Origin of the sequence: Streptomyces sp. NBC_01304, assembly GCF_035975855.1 — a bacterium.
GTDB lineage: Bacteria > Actinomycetota > Actinomycetes > Streptomycetales > Streptomycetaceae > Streptomyces.
Map to the genome: position 1 here is coordinate 3,069,806 of NZ_CP109055.1, position 20,485 is coordinate 3,090,290.

Annotated in this window: 16 protein-coding genes; 2 read left to right on the forward strand and 14 right to left on the reverse strand. The window is 70.6% G+C overall.

Going from position 1 to position 20,485, the window contains the following annotated elements:
• Window positions 1-63: 63 nt before the first annotated feature.
• From OG430_RS13220 to OG430_RS13255, 8 genes are all read right to left on the reverse strand, one after another.
• Window positions 64-1,440, reverse strand: coding sequence for an MFS transporter (locus OG430_RS13220; protein WP_327352671.1), 1,377 nt, complete (start codon window positions 1,438-1,440; stop codon window positions 64-66).
• Between the two features lie 101 nt (window positions 1,441-1,541).
• Entirely contained in the window at window positions 1,542-2,303 is a 762-nt protein-coding gene (locus OG430_RS13225) for a 3-hydroxybutyrate dehydrogenase (RefSeq protein ID WP_327352672.1), read from the reverse strand.
• 146 nt (window positions 2,304-2,449) lie between these two features.
• Window positions 2,450-3,670, reverse strand: a complete 1,221-nt coding sequence (locus OG430_RS13230; RefSeq protein ID WP_327352673.1) for an extracellular catalytic domain type 1 short-chain-length polyhydroxyalkanoate depolymerase — start codon at window positions 3,668-3,670, stop codon at window positions 2,450-2,452.
• A 253-nt stretch (window positions 3,671-3,923) separates the two neighbouring features.
• Window positions 3,924-4,583: a CoA transferase subunit B gene (locus OG430_RS13235; protein ID WP_327352674.1), complete on the reverse strand. Its 660-nt coding sequence runs from the start codon at window positions 4,581-4,583 to the stop codon at window positions 3,924-3,926.
• A gap of 1 nt (window position 4,584) precedes the next feature.
• Entirely contained in the window at window positions 4,585-5,391 is an 807-nt protein-coding gene (locus OG430_RS13240; RefSeq protein ID WP_327352675.1) for a CoA transferase subunit A, read from the reverse strand.
• A 259-nt stretch (window positions 5,392-5,650) separates the two neighbouring features.
• On the reverse strand, window positions 5,651-5,956 hold the full coding sequence (locus OG430_RS13245) for a hypothetical protein (protein WP_327352676.1): 306 nt from the start codon (window positions 5,954-5,956) through the stop codon (window positions 5,651-5,653).
• Between the two features lie 176 nt (window positions 5,957-6,132).
• A complete protein-coding gene (locus OG430_RS13250) occupies window positions 6,133-6,378 on the reverse strand; it encodes a DUF397 domain-containing protein (RefSeq protein ID WP_327352677.1) in 246 nt (81 codons plus the stop codon).
• Window positions 6,375-7,220 carry a helix-turn-helix domain-containing protein gene (locus OG430_RS13255; RefSeq protein WP_327352678.1) on the reverse strand — a complete coding sequence of 282 codons (846 nt, stop codon included), beginning with the start codon at window positions 7,218-7,220 and terminating at the stop codon, window positions 6,375-6,377. The genes OG430_RS13250 and OG430_RS13255 overlap by 4 nt, the downstream gene beginning before the upstream one ends.
• A 160-nt stretch (window positions 7,221-7,380) precedes the next feature.
• Between OG430_RS13255 and OG430_RS13260 the strand changes: the two genes are divergently transcribed.
• Window positions 7,381-7,851 carry an ATP-binding protein gene (locus tag OG430_RS13260; RefSeq protein ID WP_327352679.1) on the forward strand — a complete coding sequence of 157 codons (471 nt, stop codon included), beginning with the start codon at window positions 7,381-7,383 and terminating at the stop codon, window positions 7,849-7,851.
• Here the strand turns inward: OG430_RS13260 and OG430_RS13265 are convergent.
• The 6 genes from OG430_RS13265 to OG430_RS13290 all read right to left on the reverse strand — a co-directional run bounded on the left by OG430_RS13265 (window position 7,844) and on the right by OG430_RS13290 (window position 19,465).
• Window positions 7,844-10,057 (reverse strand): terpene synthase family protein, encoded by a 2,214-nt coding sequence (locus OG430_RS13265; RefSeq protein WP_327352680.1) that lies wholly within the window; start codon window positions 10,055-10,057, stop codon window positions 7,844-7,846. The two genes, OG430_RS13260 and OG430_RS13265, sit on opposite strands and share 8 nt — an antisense overlap.
• 14 nt (window positions 10,058-10,071) lie before the next feature.
• Entirely contained in the window at window positions 10,072-11,511 is a 1,440-nt protein-coding gene (locus tag OG430_RS13270; protein ID WP_327352681.1) for a family 2B encapsulin nanocompartment shell protein, read from the reverse strand.
• A 383-nt stretch (window positions 11,512-11,894) separates the two neighbouring features.
• Window positions 11,895-13,412 (reverse strand): hypothetical protein, encoded by a 1,518-nt coding sequence (locus OG430_RS13275; protein WP_327352682.1) that lies wholly within the window; start codon window positions 13,410-13,412, stop codon window positions 11,895-11,897.
• Entirely contained in the window at window positions 13,409-15,379 is a 1,971-nt protein-coding gene (locus OG430_RS13280; RefSeq protein WP_327352683.1) for an ATP-binding protein, read from the reverse strand. Before OG430_RS13280 ends, OG430_RS13275 begins: the two co-directional genes overlap by 4 nt.
• A gap of 266 nt (window positions 15,380-15,645) precedes the next feature.
• Window positions 15,646-18,360, reverse strand: a complete 2,715-nt coding sequence (acnA, locus tag OG430_RS13285; protein ID WP_327352684.1) for an aconitate hydratase AcnA — start codon at window positions 18,358-18,360, stop codon at window positions 15,646-15,648.
• A 220-nt stretch (window positions 18,361-18,580) separates the two neighbouring features.
• Complete coding sequence (locus tag OG430_RS13290; RefSeq protein WP_327352685.1) at window positions 18,581-19,465, reverse strand: sigma-70 family RNA polymerase sigma factor; 885 nt, start codon at window positions 19,463-19,465, stop codon at window positions 18,581-18,583.
• Between the two features lie 177 nt (window positions 19,466-19,642).
• On the opposite strand from OG430_RS13290, the gene OG430_RS13295 reads away from it, so the two are divergent.
• Complete coding sequence (locus tag OG430_RS13295) at window positions 19,643-20,338, forward strand: YqeB family protein (protein ID WP_327352686.1); 696 nt, start codon at window positions 19,643-19,645, stop codon at window positions 20,336-20,338.
• The last annotated feature ends 147 nt before the right edge of the window (window positions 20,339-20,485 follow it).

Below are 20,485 nucleotides of genomic sequence, written 5' to 3' on the forward strand. Positions count from 1 at the left end.
CGCCATGGCGTCGTCCCGTACGCCATGGCGAGCAGGTGGTGCGTTGGCGCTTGGCGCGGAGCGTCAGGTTCCGATCTTCGCCGAGGCGGCGCCCACCGACGCGTCGGCGGGGGCGGCACGGCGCCGGGTGAGGCTGCGGCCCCGGGTCTCCTTGGCCACGAACACGGCCACCGTGGTGATCACCACCGTGACGCAGAGGTAGAGGGAGACCGGGGTGGCGGAGCCGTAGTCCTTGAGCAGTTCGACGGCGACGATCGGGGCGAGCGCGCCGCCGATGATGGACGCCAGCTGCGAGCCCATGGAGGCACCCGAGTAGCGGACCTCGGTGTCGAACATCTCCGAGATGAAGGCCGCCTGCGGCCCGTACATCGCGCCGTGCAGCAGCAGTCCCACGGTGACCGCGAGGGTGATCACCGCGAAGGACTTGGAATCGAGCAGCGCGAAGAAGGCGAACGCCCACGCCGCCATGCCGATCGAGCCGATCAGCGTCACCGGACGCCTGCCGATCCGGTCGGACAGCGCACCCCAGGCCGGGATGGTGACGAAGTGCACCGCGGAGCCGATCAGTACCGCGTTCAGGGCGGTGCTCTTGGGCAGTTCCAGATGGGTGGTGACGTACACCAGGAGGAACGCGGTGAGGATGTAGTACGAGACGTTCTCGCCGAGCCGGGTGCCGATCGCCGTCAGTACGCCGCGCCAGTTGTGCCGGAACACCTCGACGATCGGTGTCTGCTCCTTGACGCCCGCCGCCGCCTTCTCCTCGGCCTTGGCCTGGGCTTTGGCCTGGGCCTCCAGGAAGACCGGGGACTCCGACACCGATACGCGTATCCACAGCCCGATCACGACGAGCACCCCGGAGAGCAGGAACGGGACGCGCCAGCCCCAGGCCAGGAAGGTCTCCTCCGACTGGACGGCCGCGAGGAGCGCGAGTACGCCGGTGGCCAGCATGTTTCCGCCCGGGGCGCCGGCCTGCGGCCAGGAGGCCCAGAAGCCGCGGTGCTCGTCGCCGCCGTGCTCGGAGACGATCAGCACCGCACCGCCCCATTCCCCGCCGAGGGCGAAGCCCTGGATCAGGCGGAGCACCGTGAGCAGGACCGGGGCGCCCACGCCGATCGAGGAGTGGGTGGGCAGCAGGCCCATGGCGAAGGTCGCGCCGCCCATCATCATCAGGCTGAGCACGAGCAGCTTCTTGCGGCCGATCCGGTCTCCGAAGTGGCCGAAGACGAGCCCGCCGAGCGGCCGGGCGGCGAAGCCGATGGCGTAGGTGAGGAAGGCGAGCAGCGTACCGACCAAGGGGTCGCTGTCCGGGAAGAACAGGGTGTTGAAGACGAGCGCGGCCGCGGAGCCGTAGAGGAAGAAGTCGTACCACTCGATGGTGGTGCCGATCAGGCTGGCGGCGACGATGCGGCCGAGACCGCCCGGGGTGCGCTGGTTGGCCATGGTGGGTTCACCGTTTCTCGAAGCGAACGGGAGCGGGAGGGGGGAAGGGGGAAGCGAGCGGAGAGCGAGAAAGGAGCAAGTGGGGAAGCAGGCGGGGAGTTTCAGCCGGCGGTCCAGCCTCCGTCCAGGGGCAGCGAGGCGCCGGTGACGAAGCCGCTGTGCGGGCCGCACAGCCACAGCGCGGCGGCCGCGACCTCGTGCGGTTCGATGAGCCGCTTGACGGCGGAGTTCTTCAGCAGCACATCGGAGATCACCTCGTCGGGGTCGATGCCGTGCACCTCGGCCTGGGCGGCGATCTGCCGCTCGACCAACGGGGTGCGTACGTAGGCGGGGTTGAGGCAGTTGCTGGTCACGCCGTGCGTCGCGCCCTCCAGGGCGGTGACCTTGCTCAGCCCCTCCAGGGCGTGCTTCGCGGTGACGTAGGCGGACTTGAAGGCGCTGGCCCGCAGGCCGTGCACGCTGGAGACGTTGACCACGCGACCCCACCCCTGGGCATACATGTGCGGCAGGGTCTGCTTCAGGAGCAGGAAGGGCGCGGTGACCATCACCTTCTGGATCAGGTCGAACCGCTCGGCGGGGAACTCCTCGATGGGCGCGACGTGTTGGAGCCCGGCGTTGTTGACCAGGATGTCGATCCCGGTGGGCAGGGCCCCGATCGCCGCGGTGTCGGCGAGGTCCGTGTGATGTGCCGTGCCGCCGATGTCGGCGGCCACGATCTTGGCCGAATCCGCGTCCAGGTCCACCACGTGCACCGCCGCCCCCGCGGCGGCCAGGGCCGTCGCGCAGGCTCGCCCGATGCCGCTGCCGGCACCGGTCACCAGGGCTGTGCGACCTGTCAGGTCGCGTGTGTATCCGCTTGTCATGGCCGGAAACGTAAGGGGCATCCAACGGCTGGACCCATGTGTGTGAACAACACATTGAGAGGGAAGATTGTGGCGCCGACCGACACACGTCGGTCGGCGCCACAGCCAGGCCAGCCAGGCCAGTCGGGCCAGTCAGGCCAGTCGGGTCAGGAACAGCTGCCGTCAGCAATGACGTAATAGCCTGCCGGTGATTCCTTCAGAGTGTGGGTCACCGCCATGTTGTAGAGCCCCATCTTCTCGTTCGAGCCCTTGGCGTAGACGTAACCACCGCTGGTGGTGGCCCGCCCGGCCGTCACCTGGGCGTAGTTGCTCGCCGTCCAGCACGCCACCGGGTCGGGCGTCGGCGTACCGCCGGGGTCCGGGGTCGATCCGGTCAGGCCGAAGAACTCGGTGACGTAATAACTGGAACAGATCGAGTCCAGGAAGTACGCGCCGGCCTGCCCGCACTGCTGCGCGCCCGGGCCCGGGTCGACCGGGGTGCCGTGTCCGATGCCGGGCACGCGGTCGACCTCGACGGCCACCGAGCCGTCGGCTGCCAGGTACTGCTCCCTGCGGGTGTTGTCGGAGCCGATGGTGGACGTGCGGTCGGGGCTCTGGTCGAGGCCGTGCACGGCGGTCCACTGGTCGCGCAGCTCGTCGGCGTTCTTCGGCTTGACCGTCGGATCGCTGTCGCCGTGCCAGATCGCCACCCGCGGCCAGGGCCCGGTGTGGCCGGGGTAGGCGTCGGTGACGCGCTTGGCCCACTCGGCAGGCGTACGGTCGACGCCCGGATCCATGCAGGTGTAGGCCCCGCTGTCCTTGGTGCAGTCGTACGGCAGTCCGGCGATGACGGCACCCGCCTTGAACACGTCCGGGTAGGTGGCCAGCATCACCGAGGTCATCGCGCCACCGGCCGACAGGCCCGTGACGTACGCCCGTGACGCGTCCCCTCCATAGGCCGAGACGGCATGGGCGACCATCTGCCGGATGGACGCGGCCTCGCCCTGACCACGCCGGTTGTCGGTGGCCTGGAACCAGTTGAAGCACTTGCTGATGTTGTTGGACGAGGTCGTCTCCCCGAACACCAGCAGGAACTTGTGCCGGTCGGCGAACGTGGTCAGCCCCGAGTTGTCGGCGTAGGTCTGCGCGTCCTGCGTACAGCCGTGCAGGGCGACCACGACCGGCGCGTTCGCGGGCAGCTCCGCCGGCCGGTAGACGTACATGTTCAAGGCACCTGGATTGGCACCGAAGTTGGCGACCTTCTCCAGGCCCACCGCGGCGGCCTGCGCGGAGGGCGCGGGAGCGAAGAGGGCCGCTACGGCGGCCAGGGCGGCGGCGACGGCCAGGGCGCTCACCGTCACGAGGCGGCGCGCTGTTCGGATAGGCACGGGAGGTCTCCCTCGGTCGGCGGCACGGGACCGTCCCGAGTCCCGTGGCCCGGCCCCGGCCGCGCGCGGCGGCCGGAAACCGAGGCGCCGCCACCGTAGGAGCGGGCCCGGCAGCCCTGAAATGGTGTGGCCACCCACAACCAGGGCTGCCGGGCCCGGCTTGTTGAACCGTTGTCTGTGCACGGCAGGTCTGCTATTCGTGTACGCCACAGGACGTCAAGTCCGCTGCACACGCTCGCAAATTGACGGTACGTCAGGAGATCGCCGGCACCGCGCAGTCGGCCCCCACCGCCAGGTGCGGTCCGGTCGCGGCGCGGACCCGGTCCACGCTCACCCCGGGCGCAAGCTCGCGCAGCACGAGCCCGTCCCGGCCGACGTCGATGACCGCGAGGTCGGTGATGACCCGCTCCACCACGCCCCAGCCGGTCAGCGGCAGCGTGCACTCCTCGACCAGCTTGGGCGAGCCGTCCTTGGCGGTGTGCTCCATCAGCACGAGCACACGCCGCGCGCCGTGCACGAGGTCCATGGCGCCGCCCATGCCCTTGACCATCTTCCCGGGGATCATCCAGTTGGCGAGGTCCCCGAAGGCGGAGACCTGCATGGCACCGAGCACGGCGACGTCGATGTGCCCGCCGCGGATCATCCCGAACGACAGCGCGGAGTCGAAGAAGGACGCCCCCGGACCGGTGGTGACCGTCTCCTTGCCCGCGTTGATCAGGTCGGGGTGCACATCGTCCTCGTGCGGGTACGGTCCGACGCCGAGGATCCCGTTCTCGGAGTGCAGGACCACCTCCACGCCCTCGGGCAGGTGGTTGGGGATCAGGGTGGGGAGCCCGATGCCGAGGTTGACGTACGAGCCGTCGGTCAGCTCCCGGGCGGCGCGGGCCGCCATCTGCTCACGGTTCCAGGCCACTTCAGGCACCCACTTCCTGGCGCGGCGGCGCGGCGGGCCGCACGCCGGGCCGCACCGTTCGCCGCTCGATGCGCTTCTCCGCCCGCGGATCGCCGGCCGCGACCGGCACCACGCGCTGGACGAAGATCCCCGGCAGATGGACCCGGTCCGGATCCAGTTCGCCCGGCTCGACCAGCTCCTCCACCTCCGCGACGGTGATGCGACCCGCCATCGCCGCAAGGGGGTTGAAGTTGCGCGCCGAGGCATGGAAGACGAGGTTGCCGTGCCGGTCCCCCACCGCCGCACGCACCAGCGCGAAGTCGGTGGTGATGCCTTCCTCCAGCAGGTACTCGCGCTCGCCGAAGGCCCTGATCTCCTTGCGCGGCGAGGCCACCGCCACGGTGCCGTCCGGGCGGTACCGCCACGGCAGCCCGCCCTCGGCGATCTGCGTACCGGCACCGGCCGGTGTGTAGAACGCGGGAATCCCCGCGCCACCGGCCCGCAGCCGCTCCGCCAGGGTGCCCTGCGGAACGAGCTCCACCTCCAGCTCACCGGCGAGGTACTGGCGGGCGAACTCCTTGTTCTCGCCCACGTACGAGCTGGTCATCCGGGCGATCCGGGCCTCCCGCAGCAGCTGCCCGAGGCCCCAGTCGTCCACCCCGCAGTTGTTGGACACCACTCGCAGGCCGCCAACCTCCTTGCCCAGCAAGGCATGCAGCAGAACGGTGGGCACACCGCACAGACCGAACCCGCCGACCGCCAGCGAAGCTCCCGCGCCGACGTCGGCGACCGATTCGGCCGGATCGCCGACCACCTTGTCCAAGCCCATTCGCGGCCCCTTCCTCGGATGTGATGCCGACGCGTGTGGCGCCGACTGCGGTCACATTAGGAAGGGCGGCCGGGGCGGAACGATGTTGATCCCCCACACAACGGCGTACGGATCCATGTGTTCCTCAAGCCCCTCGGGCGGGCCGGAATCCGCCTGCGCGGCGGGCGGCCGAGGGCTCGGGCGGTGGTGCTTCACCCCACGGTCCGCGGCGAACCAACGGTGCCCGATCAACGGTGCGCGCTCCACCGCGCCCGATGCCTCACATGCAGAAGGTCTGGCCCACCTTGCCGGCCACCTTGGCGGCATCGTCATGGGCCACGTAGACCAGGAACGCGCCGGCCGCCATGAGCAGTGTGGAGACCGCCAGGCAAAGAGGCACACTCCAATGGGTCGACTCGCGCTTGGCCTTCGTCACTCGCCAGGACAGCACGATCGCCAGCACTGCGGCACCGAGCGCCAGATAGGCGGTGGCGTAATTGGTCCAAGGGACAGCCAGCCACTTGCACCCATGGGATGTCCGGTGCGTCAGGTCCTCAGCGAGCCACCCACCGGTGACGAGGGACACCAAAGAGATCAGGGTCGCGGCGATGATGTGCAGGGGAGCAGCGCAGGCCGGTCCGTTCCGGGCGCGGGGTGGAGTTGAGTGAGGTGGGGGGAAAGGGGCACCAGGCGGCCCTATTTGCCCCCTTTTTTCTGCCCTTTTCCCCCAGTTACACCCCAGGCGGGCGCCGGGCAGGGGCATCAGCGTGCGGCGGCGTACGCGAGGAAGGTGGTCCAGGCGGCCGGGGCCAGGGTGAGCTCGGGGCCCTGCGCGTTCTTGGAGTCGCGGACGTGGACGGTGGTGGGGCAGGTGGCGATCTCTACGCAGTCGCCCTGCGAGCCGCTGCTGTAGCTGGACTTGCGCCAGGAGAGGGCGACTTCCACGCAGTCGTCGCCCTCGGAGCCGCTGTAGCTGCTCTTGAACCAGGCCAGTTCGGACGTGCTCATAGCGCTCCTCGCATTCGCTTCAGCAGGCCCAAGGAGTCTTCGGGGGTGAGGGCCTGTGAGCGCATCTTGGCATACCGCTGTTGGAGGCGGCTGATCTCTTTCGCGTCAGCGATGAGGCGGCCGTTCTCCTGCCCCTCCGAGTATCCGAACCACCGGTTGTCCGGCGTCTCCGCCAGCTGGAGCGGACCGTCGAGTCCCGCGTGCACCGGCTGCTTCAGCGGCATGAGCTGGAACTCGACGTTCCAGTGCCGCGCGATCAACTCCAGGAGGTGGTCGAAGAGTTCACGTGTCACCGCCTCGCCGCCCGTGTGCCGTTCGAGGACCGCCTGCTCCACGATGAAGCTGAAAGCGGTCGGCGGCTTGCGGCTCGTGGACAGCAGGTTCTGGCGGTCGAGCCTGCCCGCGATCCGATGGTCCAGCGTCTCCGCGTCCGGCAGCGGCGGCACGTTGAGCGACACCGCCCGCGCGTACGCCTCCGTCTGCAGTAGCCCCGGCACCACCCGGCACTCGTACGTACAGAGGCTGATCGCCTCCGCCTCGAACCTGGCCCACTGCCTGAACCACGCCGCCAGCCCCGGCTGCCGCGAAAGATGCCGCACCGCCCGCCGCAGCGCCCCCGTATCCCCGAGCACCTCCTCCGCCTTCTCCACGAACGCCTGGTCCGGCATCCGCCGCCCCTGCTCGATCGAGGCCACCGTGTGCTTGGAGAACTGCACCTCGTCGGCGAACTCGTCCCTGCTCAGCCCGTGGTGTTCGCGCAGGGCCTGGACCACCGCGCCGAACGTCCGCAAGCTGTCCGAGGACTCCGGCCCAACCCCCGCCCCCACCATGTCTTCGGTCATCGCCCGGCCACCTTTCGCGCATCAGCCCCGCGTGACACCATCAACGCACCCATGGTCACGGGCAGTTACGCGTACCGTCCACCCTTCGTGCGCGTACGCTCGCGCAGCGTACGCGGTTCCGACCTGGTGAACTCCCCGTCCCGAACGCCAGATTGGCGGCATGACACCACCCGCCGCCCGCTCGGCCGCCCTCACCGTGCGTACGTTCACGGAGCGCTTCAGCTCCACGCCGCTCGGCGCCCGCCTCGCCCGTCATCTCGCCATCCGGCAACTGCACGCCTGGGGCATCCCGTACGGCTGCGACACCTCCGGGACGGCCGCGCTGATCGTCGCCGAGCTGGCCGCGAACGCCGTCACGCACGGTCGCGTTCCGGGGCGCGACTTCGAACTGCGGCTCGCGGTCGACGCGTTCGCCCTCCGCATCGAGGTGTCGGACGCACGCGGGGAGCTCCGCCCGCCCGTTCCGGGCCGGCTCACCCACCCCTCAGCCGAAGCCGCCCACGGCCGGGGACTGCTCTTGGTGGAGGCGCTTGCCGACCGGTGGGAGGTGCTGGACCGGGGGCCCGTGGGCAAGACCGTACGGGTGGAACTGGAACTGCCGCCGACCGGACCGGTCGGCCGGGTCACCTGACGTCGACCCGCGCCGCCCCCGTCCCCAGCCCCACGGGCCCGCCCGACCACCCCGGCGACCCGGGCCCGTGGCGCAGGAAGACCTCCCGGTAGCGGCGGCAGCCCTCGTGCCAGGTGTGGATGCCGGCCATCCAGTGCTCCAGCTCCCGGACGTATCCGCCAAGGGCCTCGCGCACCTGCTCCGGCAGCTCGAAGTCGGCGTACAGGATGGGGAGTTCGTGGGCGGCCACGTGCTGGAACTGGCGCATCCGGGAGGTCATCAGGTCGTTGATGATCGCGAGCGCGGTCGGGTAGTCGCAGCCGAAGAAGATCTGGACGACGAGGATGCCGTTGTGCACCTCCCCCTCGTACTCGATCTCCTTCTGGTACGAGTACACGTCGTTCATCAGCCCCGAGTAGTCGGCCGCGGCCTTCTCCAGGGCCTGCACCGGCCGGCTGGCGTAGATCTCGGGCGGGATCGTGCGGCCGTGCCCGATGCGGCACAGGCTCATCGTGAGGTCGGCGCCGAAGGTGGCGCGGCGCATCTCGATGTAGTCGACGGGGTCCGGGACGCGATGGAGCGCCTGGTTGTCCAGTTCCCAGAGCCAGCTGGCGGTCATCTTCTCGATGGTGTCGCGGAACGCGCGCCGCGCCTCGACGGTCATCGGTCCGGCCGTACGCGCCCACAGGTCGGCCAGCGAGCGTTCGAGGGCCGTGGCCGGGGCGGGTACGGGCTCGTCGTCGACCGGCATGAAGGCGGGCAGCCGGGCGGTGCAGGCCCGGGCGCCGATCAGGTCGCGGGGGCGGCCGTAGACGGCGGGGTAGAGGTCGTCACCGTACGTCCCCCAGGTCAACCACTGGGAACTCAGGGCGAGTTCGTCCGGTGAGGCATCGGGGTAGATGCCCGCCGCGCACAGCGGGAAGTCGAAGCGGCGCAGGCCCTCCTCGTCCCAGACCCCGGAGAGCGGAACGCCGGGCTGCGGTCCAAGGAGGCCCATGCGGTGGGACCAGTCCACCGTTGCGCGGCGGGCTCCTTCCAGGTGCGGGCTGAGGGTGGTGGCGTACGGCAGGTGGAAGTCGGGGATCAAGGAGGGCCCGACCCGCTGGTACGGGCGGTGGGTGTGGCTGCGCAGACGGTGCTCGTGCGCCGTGGTGAGGGTGTGCGTCAGGTCCGCGGCGGAGGTGCCGAGGCCTACAACTGGGGTGAGAAGGGCGGGAGTTCCGGACTCCTCGACTCCCCCGCCGTTCATGTACCGGCTGGAGCGCCGATGCCACTCATGGCCGCCGGCCTGCCAGTCCTGCAGCCCTTTGGCGTACGTGAGCACGTCGGCGCAGGCCGCCGGGGCCAGGCCGTGCTCGGCGAACAGCGGCGCCAGTTCGGTGCCCACCGTGTGCTCGAACTGCTGCAGCCGCGAGGTGATCAGGTCGCCCACGGAGTCGGCCGCCTGCTGCGTCGTACAGCCGAAGAAGGTCTCCAGGACCAGGACGCAGTTGGCCAACTCCCCTTCCTCCTCGGTCTCGCGCTGGTACGAGAAGAGATCGTTCCGCAGATGAACCGCGTCGGAGAAGGTGTCCCTGAGCACCCGCAGCGGCCGCGATTCCGCGACGGCGGCGGGCACTTCGGCGCCCGTCGCGTACTCCACCAGGCCCGCCGACCAGGGCGCGCCGCCCACCTTTCGGCGCATCTCGACGTACTCGACGGGGTTGGGGATCCGGTGGGCGTCGATGTTGGAGAGCTCCCACAGCGACTCGTTGAGGAGGTGCCGGGTGCTCTCGGCGAACCGCTCCCGCCAGTCGGCGGACATGGCGTCGACCGTACGGCCCCACAGATCGGCGAGACCCGCCTCGACCGGGTCGACGGGCTCCGGCGTCCCGTCGGACCGATCACCCGGCATGAAGGCGGGCAGCCGGTCCAGATGCGCCTTGCCACCCGCCCGGTCGAGGGTCTTCTTGAACTTCTCCAGGAAGTGGTCGTCGAAGAAGAACACCCACACGTACCAGTCCGTGACCAGCGACAACGCCTCGCCGTCGCAGTCGGGATGGGTGTACGCGCACAGCAGCGGGTAGTCGTGCGCGTCGAGGTCCGCCTCGTCCCAGATGCCCGAGCCCTCCAGCATGCCCATGTCGCGGGCCCACTGCTTGGAGTGCGTCCGGGCCTGCTCCAGGTGCGGGTTGAGCCGTGCCGGGTGCGGGGTGTAGAAGGGCGGCAAGATGAAGGGCTGCGGCACCGGGGCTCCTCCCGTCAGGCGGCGGCCGTGCGCGAGACCTCGACGTTCTCCAGGACGCCGAGTGCGTCCGGCACCAGGACGGCGGCCGAGTAGTAGGCGCTGACCAGGTAGGAGATGACGGCCTGGTCGTTGATGCCCATGAAGCGCACGTTCAGGCCGGGCTCGTACTCGTCGGGGATGCCGGTCTGCTGCAGGCCGACCACTCCCCCGTTGGACTCGCCGGTACGCATCGCGATGATCGACGACGTACGGGCCGCGGTGACCGGGATCTTGTTGCACGGGAAGATCGGCACGCCCCGCCAGGCCGGCACCTGGTGGCCAGCCACATCGGTGGTCCCGGGGACTAGGCCGCGCTTGTTGCACTCGCGCCCGAAGGCCGCGATGGCCCGCGGGTGCGCGAAGAGGAGCTTGGTCTGGCGGCGCATGGACAGCAGTTCGTCCAGGTCGTCCGGGGTGGGCGGGCCGGAGTGGGTCTGGATGCGCTGGCCGAAGTCGGCGTTGTGCAGCAGCCCGAACTCACGGTTGTTGACCAGCTCGTGCTCCTGGCGCTCGCGCAGCGCCTCGATGGTCAGGCGCAGCTGCTGCTCGACCTGGTTCATCGGGTCGTTGTAGAGGTCGGCGACCCGGGAGTGCACCCGCAGGACCGTCTGCGCCACGCTCAACGCGTACTCGCGCGGCTCCAGTTCGTAGTCCACGAAGCTGCCGGGCAGCGCGGGCTCGCCGTCGTGCCCCGCGGACAGGGCGATGTCGGCCTCGCCGGACCGGTTCTGCGGCAGGTCGGCCTCGGTCAGCCGCCGTTGGACGTGGGCCGTCAACTGCGGTTGCTGCCCCGCCACTTCCTCGTACGCGCGACGGGGCAGGGCGAGCACCGTGCACGGGGTCACCGCGCGGGCGGTGAGCTGCCACTCGCCCGGCTCCTCCGCGAGCACCTGCCCGCCGAAGAAGCCGCCGTCGGCGACCAGCCCGCGCCGCGTCTCCTCGCCGTACTTGCCGGCGCCCACGTGCTCGACCTTGCCGTGCGCGATCAGGTACACGTGATCGGCGGGCTGCCCCGCCTCGGCTATCGCCTGCCCGGGGACGTACTCGCGCTGGGTGAAGCGCTCGGCGAGGGCGCGCAGCACCTCCTGGTCGTCGTAGCCGCGCAACAGGGGCAACTCGCCCAACTCGGCTGGGACGACGCGCACTTCGGCGCCTTCCTGGACGAAGGTGACCCGGCCGTCGCCGACCGCGTACACCAGGCGCCGGTTGACCCGGAAGGTGCCGCCCCCGGTCTGCACCCAGGGCAGCATCTTCAGCAGCCAGCGGGAGCTGATGGCCTGCATCTGCGGTTCGGACTTGGTGGTCGTCGTCAGGTTGCGTGCGGCGGCGATACCCAGGCTGAGCTGCGCCTGCCCCTCGGAGGGAGGCGGCTGATCCGGTTGCTCCGACTGCTCTGTCGTCGCTGCGGTCGACATCGCGGGGTTCCTTCCCTAGGGGTGGGTGCAGGAAGTGTCTGAGGCGGTGGGGAGTGCCTGAGGCAGTGAAGCAGCGGCCGCCGAAACCGGTCGACCGTGCGCACATGCCCACCCCATGCGATTACGCCACGGCCGTCATGGCGGATTCCGTGGGTTCCTCCGAACCCTTTGAGCGACCTCGGCGCAGGCGCTGCGCAGCACGCCGTCGACACCGTTCGTCCACGTGTACGCATATGACGCGGGGCTGGTTCTCGACGCCTTGGGACGGGGCGCGATCCTCACGCGGACGAGACTTGTCCGGTTCTTCGCGGCATCGTCTCAACTTCCGGCCGGACGCGCCCTGTTCACGCCCCGAAGCCGCGCCCCCGTTGCGCGGTGAGGTGTCAGGGCCGCAGCGGTTCGACGAACCGATAGCGGCCGACGGCGCCCCCGCCCTCCTCGGGCGCCCCCAGTTCGACCAGGGCCATGGGCCGGCCGGTGGGTTCGCCGGTGTCCGGGTCAAAGGCGATCTTGCCGCTGACGCCACGGACCGTGAACAGGCCCTGGGTCTGCTCCAGTTGGCCGCGCACCGCCATCGCGTCCACCCCTTCGGGGCTGCCCCGCAGCGCACGGCGGGCCGCCATCGCGACGGTGTACACCGCGTCGTGGCCGAGCATCGCCTGGCCGTCCTCCAGGGCCGCGGCCGAGCTGCTGCCGGTCACGGCGCGGTAGCGCTCCTCGAAGGGGCCGTACGGGCCCCGGTCCTTGCCGCCGTAGACCTCCGCGGCGATCTTCGGGTGGGTGAACGCCGTGTAGTACGCCTTGATCCCGCTGGCCCGCCAGCGCTCACTGAGCGCCTTGAGCTCGGCGCCGTGCGCCTTGCCCGCGGTGTCGAAGTACACGCCCACGGCGCTGGACCCGGAGAGCACCTTCACCGGGCAGCGCCGCCCGGCCTCGCCCGCGGCCTCGATGAACAGGCGCAGATCGCGTCCCCGGCCCGCGAAGTACACGGCGTCGGGCTGCGGGTCGGGGGCGCAGACCTTCTCGGCGGCGCCGTACAGGTCGTTGCTCTGCGGCGCCGCGCTGCCCGAGCTGTACGGCACGATCTCCTCGTCGACCTTCAGGCCGACCCGCTCGGCGGCCGCCCGGAAGCCCCAGTACAGCTGGGCGTTGTAGTCGTCGCCGTCCTTGCCGCCGCGGACGATCTGCACCCGGTAGCCGTGATCGGCGTCCTGCTCCTTCTTCAAGTACCGTGCGGCGGCGCCCGCTTGGTCCTTGGTGGGGAAGGACACCCGGTAGAAGCCCTTGCGGTCGGAGCCGAACCCGTCGGCCGCGACCGTGGCCCCGACCGTCGGCATCCCGGCCTTGCGCAGCTCGTCGACGGCCGCGACCGTGTGCTTGTTGCTCTGCCCGAGGCCCGCGACGGCCACCAGGCGCTCCTCGTCCCGCAGCGACACCAGCTGCTCGACCACGTCCGAGGCGTGCGTGTCGCCGTGTCCGGTGCTGGCGAGCAGCAGCCGGACCCGGGGGCGGGCGCCGCCCTTGCGGTTGATGTCGAGCTGGGCGAGGTGGGCGCCGGTCACCGCCTCCCGGATGGTGTCGCGGCCGCGGTCGGCCTCGCCGCCGGACATGGCCTCCAGGTAGGCGACGGTGACGTAGGCGCCGCCCTCCTTCTCCACGCGCCGGTTCTCCGCCTCGATCTTCTCGCTGATGTCGTCGAGTCCGGGGAAGGAGTACGCGCCGTCGGTGACGCCGTAACAGTCTTCGCCCGCCTTGGTGACGCCCTCCCCGCACGTGGTGTCCTCGGTGGGCCAGAAGATGACGGCGGCGGCCACCAGGGCGCCCACCACGGCCAGCGCGATGGAGGACCACAGGACCCGGTTGGCCGGCCGGTGCGGAATCTGCAGGGAATCGTCGCTCACAGCCAGGGCTCCTCGGCGTACTGGTCGGCCTTCTTCACGAGCAGGGCCGCCCAGGCCTCCTGCCCGGTGTGGGCGGTGGCCAGAGTGTGGAAGCGTGCGTTGACCTCGGAATAGAGGGTGGCGTGGGGGTCGCCGAGCGGGTCGCGGTAGGGGTCGCCCACCCCGTCCGTCGCGGGGTCCTCGGGCGGCTCGGGGGCCAGCCAACTTGCCGCGAGCAGGCGGGTGATGGTGCGCAGGCGGGGATCGATCGCGTCGCCCAGGAGGTGCTGGACCAGGAACTCGAAGCGGCTCCAGGGCGCGGTTCCGGCGCTGTGCACCGAGGCGGGCACGGGCGCGCGGCGCAGCCGGCACAGGCGGGAGCACCACGCCTCGGGGGTGCCGCGCTCGAAGACCGAGTCGAGGTACCCGGCCGCCGCCGGCAGATCGCCGCCCGCGAGGGCGTGGTACGCGGCCTCGGTGGGCTTGTCGCGCTGCCCGGCCCGGACCCGCAGGCCTGAGTGCAGGGTGGCGGGGTCCTCGCGCAGGGTGGCGAGGAGCAGGCGGCGCAGCAGGGGGTGCGGGGGCAGTCCGTCGGCGCGCCGGTCTCCGGTGCCGATGTGCAGGGTGTGCAGCCGTTCCTGCCGGAAGTCCCGGAAGGCGTCCTCGAGTTCGGAGGTGTTCAGCCAGCCGGCGTGCAGGGCGTGGTTGAGGTCGGGGGCGACGGCGGCCTGTTGCAGGATGCGGCGCAGCTCGTCGGAGCAGTCGAGGGGCAGGAGCCGGTCGAGCAGCGGGCCGACCAGCTCCCGCGACTCGAATATCTGCCGCAGCCGGTACTGCCAGCGGTCCGTGGTGTCGATGCCGGGCAGCTCGGCGAGCACACAGGCGGTGCCCTCCGGCTGGCCGCGGGTGAGTTCGTACACCGCCCAGCCGAGCCAGGGAATGCCCTTGCGGGGCGCGGGTGTGCCGGTGCGCCCCAGGACGACCGCGGTCTGGCCCTCGACCTCCTGCCGGGTCAGGTCGCGGAGCTGGCCGACCCGCAGCCCGTCGCTGACCTGCTGGGGCTCGAACTCGCCCGGCGCACCCCAGCGCCCGGGATATCCGTCGCCGGTGCCGGGCGAGCCGAACCGGTGCGGCTGGAGCGCCGCCGGGTAGCTGCCGGCCGTGGCCAGGACCACCAGCGGGTCGGGGTCACCCGGGTCGCGTGCCTGGAGCAGCAGCGCGAGCACTTCGCCGCCGAGCGGGTTGTCGATGTTGTCCAGGAGCATCAGACAGCGCACGGCCCAGTCCTGCTTGGCGTAGCTCCGGCGCAGATCGTCGAGGAACGTCTCGCAGGCCAGGACCTCGATGGGCCCCCGGTCCTCCGGCTCGCCCCGGTGGGCGAGATTGAGCTCGATCAGGAAGTCCAGGGCCGAGGTGGCACCGGTCCGGTCCAGGCCGGCCACACGGCGGCGGAAGTTGCGCCGCAGCCACTGCCGCTCCCCGAGGAGCAGCAGCTGCAGGGCGGCGGTGACCAGGGCCGGCAGGCCGAGCATGGCGGCGGCGACCTCGGCCACCTGGTAGGCGCCGGACAGCCACCCGGCGGAGCGCGCGGGCAGCGCCTGGGCCATCTGGCGCCGCGCCAAGTCCCGGTTCTGCGAGTCCACTTCGGCCTTGAGCGCGGCGGTGAGCACCTTGAGCGCGGGGAACGGCATGCGCGGCACCTGCGGCTTCTCGCTGTTCAGCCCGAACGCGAGGCTCGCGAACACTTCGACGGGCCGCTGCTGCTGCCCGGCGAGGTCGGCCAGGTCGAGGCGGACGACCGGCCCGCTCTTCGCCCAGTTCGCGAGGTAGCGCAGGAGGGTCGTCTTGCCGCTCCCGCGCGGACCGAGCAACAGCGTCACGGGCCGCTGCCCGGCGCCGCGCTCCCCGTCCCGGGGCAGCAGCTGGGCCTTGACGTAGTCCCGTACCGCCTGGTCCCGCTTCGACTCCCCCGCCCAGTTACCCGGCATCGGCCCCGCCCTCCGGCCTGCGCATCACGGCGTTGTGATGGCGTTAACGGAGGATCAATATCCCTGTGACGGATGGGACTTGCAACCGATTCCGGCAGCCCTCGAGCGTGAGATGAGCCGCACCGCCCACCGTTCGGCGCAAGGCCCAACTACCTTGTCCGATACCGCACTTGGGACCTGGCTGATTTCCGCCGCCGGGACACGGCAAAGGGCCGCACCCCCACGTACGGGAATGCGGCCCTCAACAACCAGCCGAGCGGCGCAGCCTACTTACGGATCAGCGACCGCAGCACGTACTGCATGATGCCGCCGTTGCGGTAGTAGTCCGCCTCGCCGGGCGTGTCGATGCGGACGACCGCGTCGAACTCGACGCCGGTGTCCGTCGTCACCTTGACCGTGCGCGGCGTGGTGCCGTTGTTGAGCTCCTCGACGCCGGTGAAGGAGAAGGTCTCCTCGCCGGTCAGACCGAGGGTCTCGGCCGTCTGGCCCTCCGGGTACTGCAGCGGCAGGACGCCCATGCCGATGAGGTTCGAGCGGTGGATGCGCTCGTACGACTCGGCGATCGCGGCCTTGACGCCGAGCAGCGCGGTGCCCTTGGCGGCCCAGTCGCGGGACGAGCCGGAGCCGTACTCCTTGCCCGCGAGGACGACGAGCGGGATGCCCTGCTCGATGTAGTTGCGCGAGGCGTCGTAGATGAACGACACGGGGGCGTCGGCCTGCGTGAAGTCACGCGTGAAGCCGCCCTCGGTGCCCGGCGCGATCTGGTTGCGCAGCCGGATGTTCGCGAACGTGCCGCGGATCATGACCTCGTGGTTGCCACGGCGCGAGCCGTAGGAGTTGAAGTCACGACGCTCGACGCCGTGCTCCGTGAGGTACTTGCCGGCCGGGGTGTCGGCCTTGATCGCACCGGCGGGCGAGATGTGGTCGGTCGTGACCGAGTCACCCAGCTTCGCCAGGACCCGAGCGCCCGCGATGTCGGAGACCGGGGTGGTCTCCATCGTCATGCCCTCGAAGTAAGGGGGCTTGCGGACGTACGTCGACTCGGTGTCCCACTCGAAGGTGTTGCCGGTCGGGATCGGCAGCGCCTGCCACTGGGCGTCGCCCGCGAAGACGTCGGAGTAGGACTTGTTGAACATGTCCTCGCCGATGGAGTTGGCGACGACGTCGTTGACCTCGGCCTCGGTCGGCCAGATGTCCTCGAGGAAGACCGGCTTGCCGTCCTGGTCGGTGCCGAGGGCGTCCTTGGTGATGTCCACCTTCATGGAGCCCGCGATGGCGTACGCGACGACCAGCGGCGGGGACGCCAGGTAGTTCATCTTGACGTCGGGGTTGATGCGACCCTCGAAGTTACGGTTGCCCGAGAGCACCGAAGTCACGGCCAGGTCATGCTCGTTGACGGCCTTGGAGACCTCCTCGGGCAGCGGGCCCGAGTTGCCGATGCAGGTGGTGCAGCCGTAACCGACCAGGTTGAAGCCGACCTTGTCGAGGTAGGGGGTGAGCCCCGCCTTGTCGAAGTAGTCGGTGACGACCTTCGAGCCGGGCGCCAGGGTCGTCTTGACCCAGGGCTTGCGGGTCAGGCCCTTCTCGACGGCCTTCTTCGCGACGAGCGCCGCGGCGACCATCACGTACGGGTTCGAGGTGTTGGTGCAGGAGGTGATGGCCGCGACCGTCACCGCACCGTGGTCGATCTCGTACGTCGAGCCGTCGGGGGCGGTCACGGTGACCGGGTTCGACGGGACGCCGTTGGAGACGGCCGGGGCGTCGGAGGCCGGGAAGGACTCCTTGCCCGCCTCGGAGTCATCGGCGACGTAGTTGCGTACGTCCTGCGCGAACTGCTGCTTGGCGTTGGCGAGGACGATGCGGTCCTGCGGACGCTTCGGACCGGCGATCGACGGGACGACCGTGGAGAGGTCTAGCTCGAGCTTCTCGGAGAAGTCGGGCTCGGCGGCCGGGTCGAGCCAGAGGCCCTGCTCCTTGGCGTACGCCTCGACGAGCGCCAGCTGCTGGGCGTCGCGGCCCGTCAGCTTCAGGTACTTGATGGTCTCGTCGTCGATCGGGAAGATCGCGGCGGTGGAGCCGAACTCCGGCGACATGTTGCCGATGGTGGCGCGGTTGGCCAGCGACGTCGCGGCCACACCCTCGCCGTAGAACTCGACGAACTTGCCGACGACACCGTGCTTGCGCAGCATCTCGGTGATGGTCAGCACCAGGTCGGTGGCGGTCGTGCCCGGCTTGAGCTCACCGGTCAGCTTGAAGCCGACGACGCGCGGGATGAGCATCGAGACCGGCTGGCCCAGCATCGCGGCCTCGGCCTCGATGCCGCCGACGCCCCAGCCCAGGACGCCCAGGCCGTTGACCATCGTGGTGTGCGAGTCGGTGCCGACGAGGGTGTCGGGGTACGCCTGGCCGTTACGGACCATGACCGTACGGGCCAGGTGCTCGATGTTGACCTGGTGCACGATGCCGGTGCCCGGCGGGACGACCTTGAAGTCGTCGAACGCGGTCTGGCCCCAGCGCAGGAACTGGTAGCGCTCCTTGTTGCGGCCGTACTCCAGCTCCACGTTCTGCGCGAAGGCGTCATTCGTACCGAACTTGTCGGCGATGACGGAGTGGTCGATGACCAGCTCGGCCGGGGAGAGCGGGTTGACCTTCGCCGGGTCACCGCCGAGCTCCTTCACGGCCTCACGCATGGTGGCGAGGTCCACGACGCAGGGCACGCCGGTGAAGTCCTGCATGATCACGCGAGCGGGCGTGAACTGGATCTCCTGGCTCGGCTGAGCCTGCGAGTCCCAGCCGCCGAGGGCGCGGATGTGGTCGGCGGTGATGTTCGCGCCGTCCTCGGTGCGGAGCAGGTTCTCCAGCAGCACCTTCAGGCTGTAAGGGAGGCGCGCGGAGCCCTCGACCTTGTCCAGCTTGAAGATCTCGTACGACTCGTCGCCCACGCTCAGCGTGCTGCGGGCGTCGAAGCTGTTCGCCGACACGACAGTCTCCTTCATATATGTGCGCGTTCCACCACATCCTGCCGCCACGACTGCTAGCCGATCCGCTAAGGTAGGACTAAGTTAGGGTGCCCTTACCTAGCTGGGCGGCTGTGGTGCGCCTTCGGCAGATATCTCGATGTCGAGATAACTCTAGTACATGGCGGGGGCTTGGTCATGCCCTGCCCTGTTGCGCTGGTCACGCGTCCGGCTTTTGCGCTGGTCACGCGTCGAGTACCCCGAGGTCGAGCCGCCGAAGACGTTCGGGGTCGCCGATCACCTCGTACTCGGCGATCCGCCCGTCCTCGATACGGAAGGTGAGCACGAGACTCAGCCGCCCGTACGGCGCCACCACTGCGCCCACCACCCCGTCGACCAGGACCGGCTCGGCGAACGCGGCCCGCCGCCCGAAGGCAGACACCCCGCGCAGCACCAGATCCAGGCCGCGCGCGACCGGCGCCGCACCGGCCGGCAGCGCGGCGGCGTCCGCGCGGCGCACGACACCGGGCGCGAGGACCGTGACCAGGGCCTCGAAGTCACCCTTGCGGGAGGCGGCGAGGAAGGCCTCGACCACCTGCCGCTGCACCGCGAGCTCGGCGGCCGGCACCTCGGACCTGCCCCGCACTTTCTGACGTGCGCGGCTCGCGAGCTTCTTCGTGGTGACCGTCGAGCGGTCGACGATCGGGGCGATCTGGTCGAAGGGCACCGCGAACAGGTCGTGCAGGACGAAGGCGACCCGCTCGGCCGGACCCAGCGTGTCCAGGACGACGAGCAGGGCGCGGCCGACCGAGTCGACGAGGACGGTCTCCTGCTCGGGGTCGGGGCCGTCCTCCGCGCGGTCGGGCAGCAGCTCCCCGGCGGGGTCCTCGCGGCGGGACGTACGCGAGCGGAGCAGGTCGAGACAGATGCGGGAGACGACGGTGCGCAGCCAGGCGGCGAGGTTCTCGACCTCGCCGGCGTCGGCCCGGCCGAGCCGGAGCCAGGCCTCCTGCACGGCGTCGTCCGCCTCCGTACGCGAGCCGAGCATCCGGTGGGCGACACGCCACAGATGGCCGCGCTCGGCCTCGAAGCGCCCCGCCAACTCGTCCTGCGCGCCCCGCTGTTGCATCAGTCGCCCTTCCCGCGCCCCGCCTCCGGTGGGCAGCAGCCAATCAGACCGAGCCGGCCCGGCGGTGCGAGGCCCCTACTTTCGGACGGGAACGGCACCGTCGACCGCGACTTTGGTCGATGTCTCCGAGCCCGTCGGCCGATCCGGACCGGTACCCGGCCTTCCTAGGCTCGCGGCATGACGGCAGACGCACACTCCGACAAGGTCACCGAGCTCACCCAACCCCGGTGGATCCCCCCGCTGTTCATGCTGCTCGGGGCCGGGGCGGGCTGGCTGCTCAAGCTGCTCGCGCAGTGGGTGGTGACGCTGCCGTGGGCACCCTTCCAGGGGCCGGCCGAGTTGCTGACCGAGGCACCCGAGCCCTGGCTGACGCTCGCCGCGATCGGGGTCGGCACGGCCGCCGGCCTGCTGTTCGGGCTGTACGCGCTGCACGTGGAGCTGTCCCTGCGGGTGAGCGCCGATCGCGTGGTGCTCGGCCGGGGCGGGACGACCCGGGAGGTCGGGGCGGACGAGATCGCCCTGGTGTGCCGGGACGGCAAGGACCTGGTGCTGCTCGGCCACGAAGGCGAGGAGCTCGCCCGGGAGGACTCCGACCTCGCCGACCGGCGCTTCCGCGAGGCCTTCACCCGGCACGGGCACGCCTGGGCGGACCAGGACCCGCACCGGGACGCGTACCGGCGCTGGGTGCCCGGGACCCCCGGCCTGCCCGCCGGGGCGGACGCTCTGCTCAAGGCCCGCGCGAGGGTCCTGGACAAGGGGGACGCGGCCACCGAGGCGCGGGAGTTGCGCGCGGAACTGGTCCGGCTCGGCGTCTTCGTACGGGACGAGAAGAAGCGGCAGTTCTGGCGGACGTCCGCGCACCAGGCCTCTTGAAGAGGTCGGGTTGGTCAACCGCGCCGGTGCCCCCACCGAACTGCCTGCAGAACAGCAGCACACCACCGGCGGTCAGCCGCTGAACCGCCCGGAAGGGGACGTGGGGACGTGCCCGTGCGGACATACGTGGCATCAGGTAGGGCACGC

Bases quoted from the DNA above. Each gene is read 5' to 3' on its own strand.
- OG430_RS13295 (WP_327352686.1), top strand. From the start codon at position 19,643: ATGACGGCAGACGCACACTCCGACAAGGTCACCGAGCTCACCCAACCC.
- OG430_RS13260 (WP_327352679.1), top strand. From the start codon at position 7,381: ATGACACCACCCGCCGCCCGCTCGGCCGCCCTCACCGTGCGTACGTTC.
- OG430_RS13255 (WP_327352678.1), bottom strand. From the start codon at position 7,220: ATGACCGAAGACATGGTGGGGGCGGGGGTTGGGCCGGAGTCCTCGGAC.
- OG430_RS13270 (WP_327352681.1), bottom strand. From the start codon at position 11,511: ATGTCGACCGCAGCGACGACAGAGCAGTCGGAGCAACCGGATCAGCCG.
- OG430_RS13250 (WP_327352677.1), bottom strand. From the start codon at position 6,378: ATGAGCACGTCCGAACTGGCCTGGTTCAAGAGCAGCTACAGCGGCTCC.
- OG430_RS13240 (WP_327352675.1), bottom strand. From the start codon at position 5,391: ATGGGCTTGGACAAGGTGGTCGGCGATCCGGCCGAATCGGTCGCCGAC.
- OG430_RS13225 (WP_327352672.1), bottom strand. From the start codon at position 2,303: ATGACAAGCGGATACACACGCGACCTGACAGGTCGCACAGCCCTGGTG.
- OG430_RS13290 (WP_327352685.1), bottom strand. From the start codon at position 19,465: ATGCAACAGCGGGGCGCGCAGGACGAGTTGGCGGGGCGCTTCGAGGCC.
- OG430_RS13220 (WP_327352671.1), bottom strand. From the start codon at position 1,440: ATGGCCAACCAGCGCACCCCGGGCGGTCTCGGCCGCATCGTCGCCGCC.
- OG430_RS13280 (WP_327352683.1), bottom strand. From the start codon at position 15,379: ATGCCGGGTAACTGGGCGGGGGAGTCGAAGCGGGACCAGGCGGTACGG.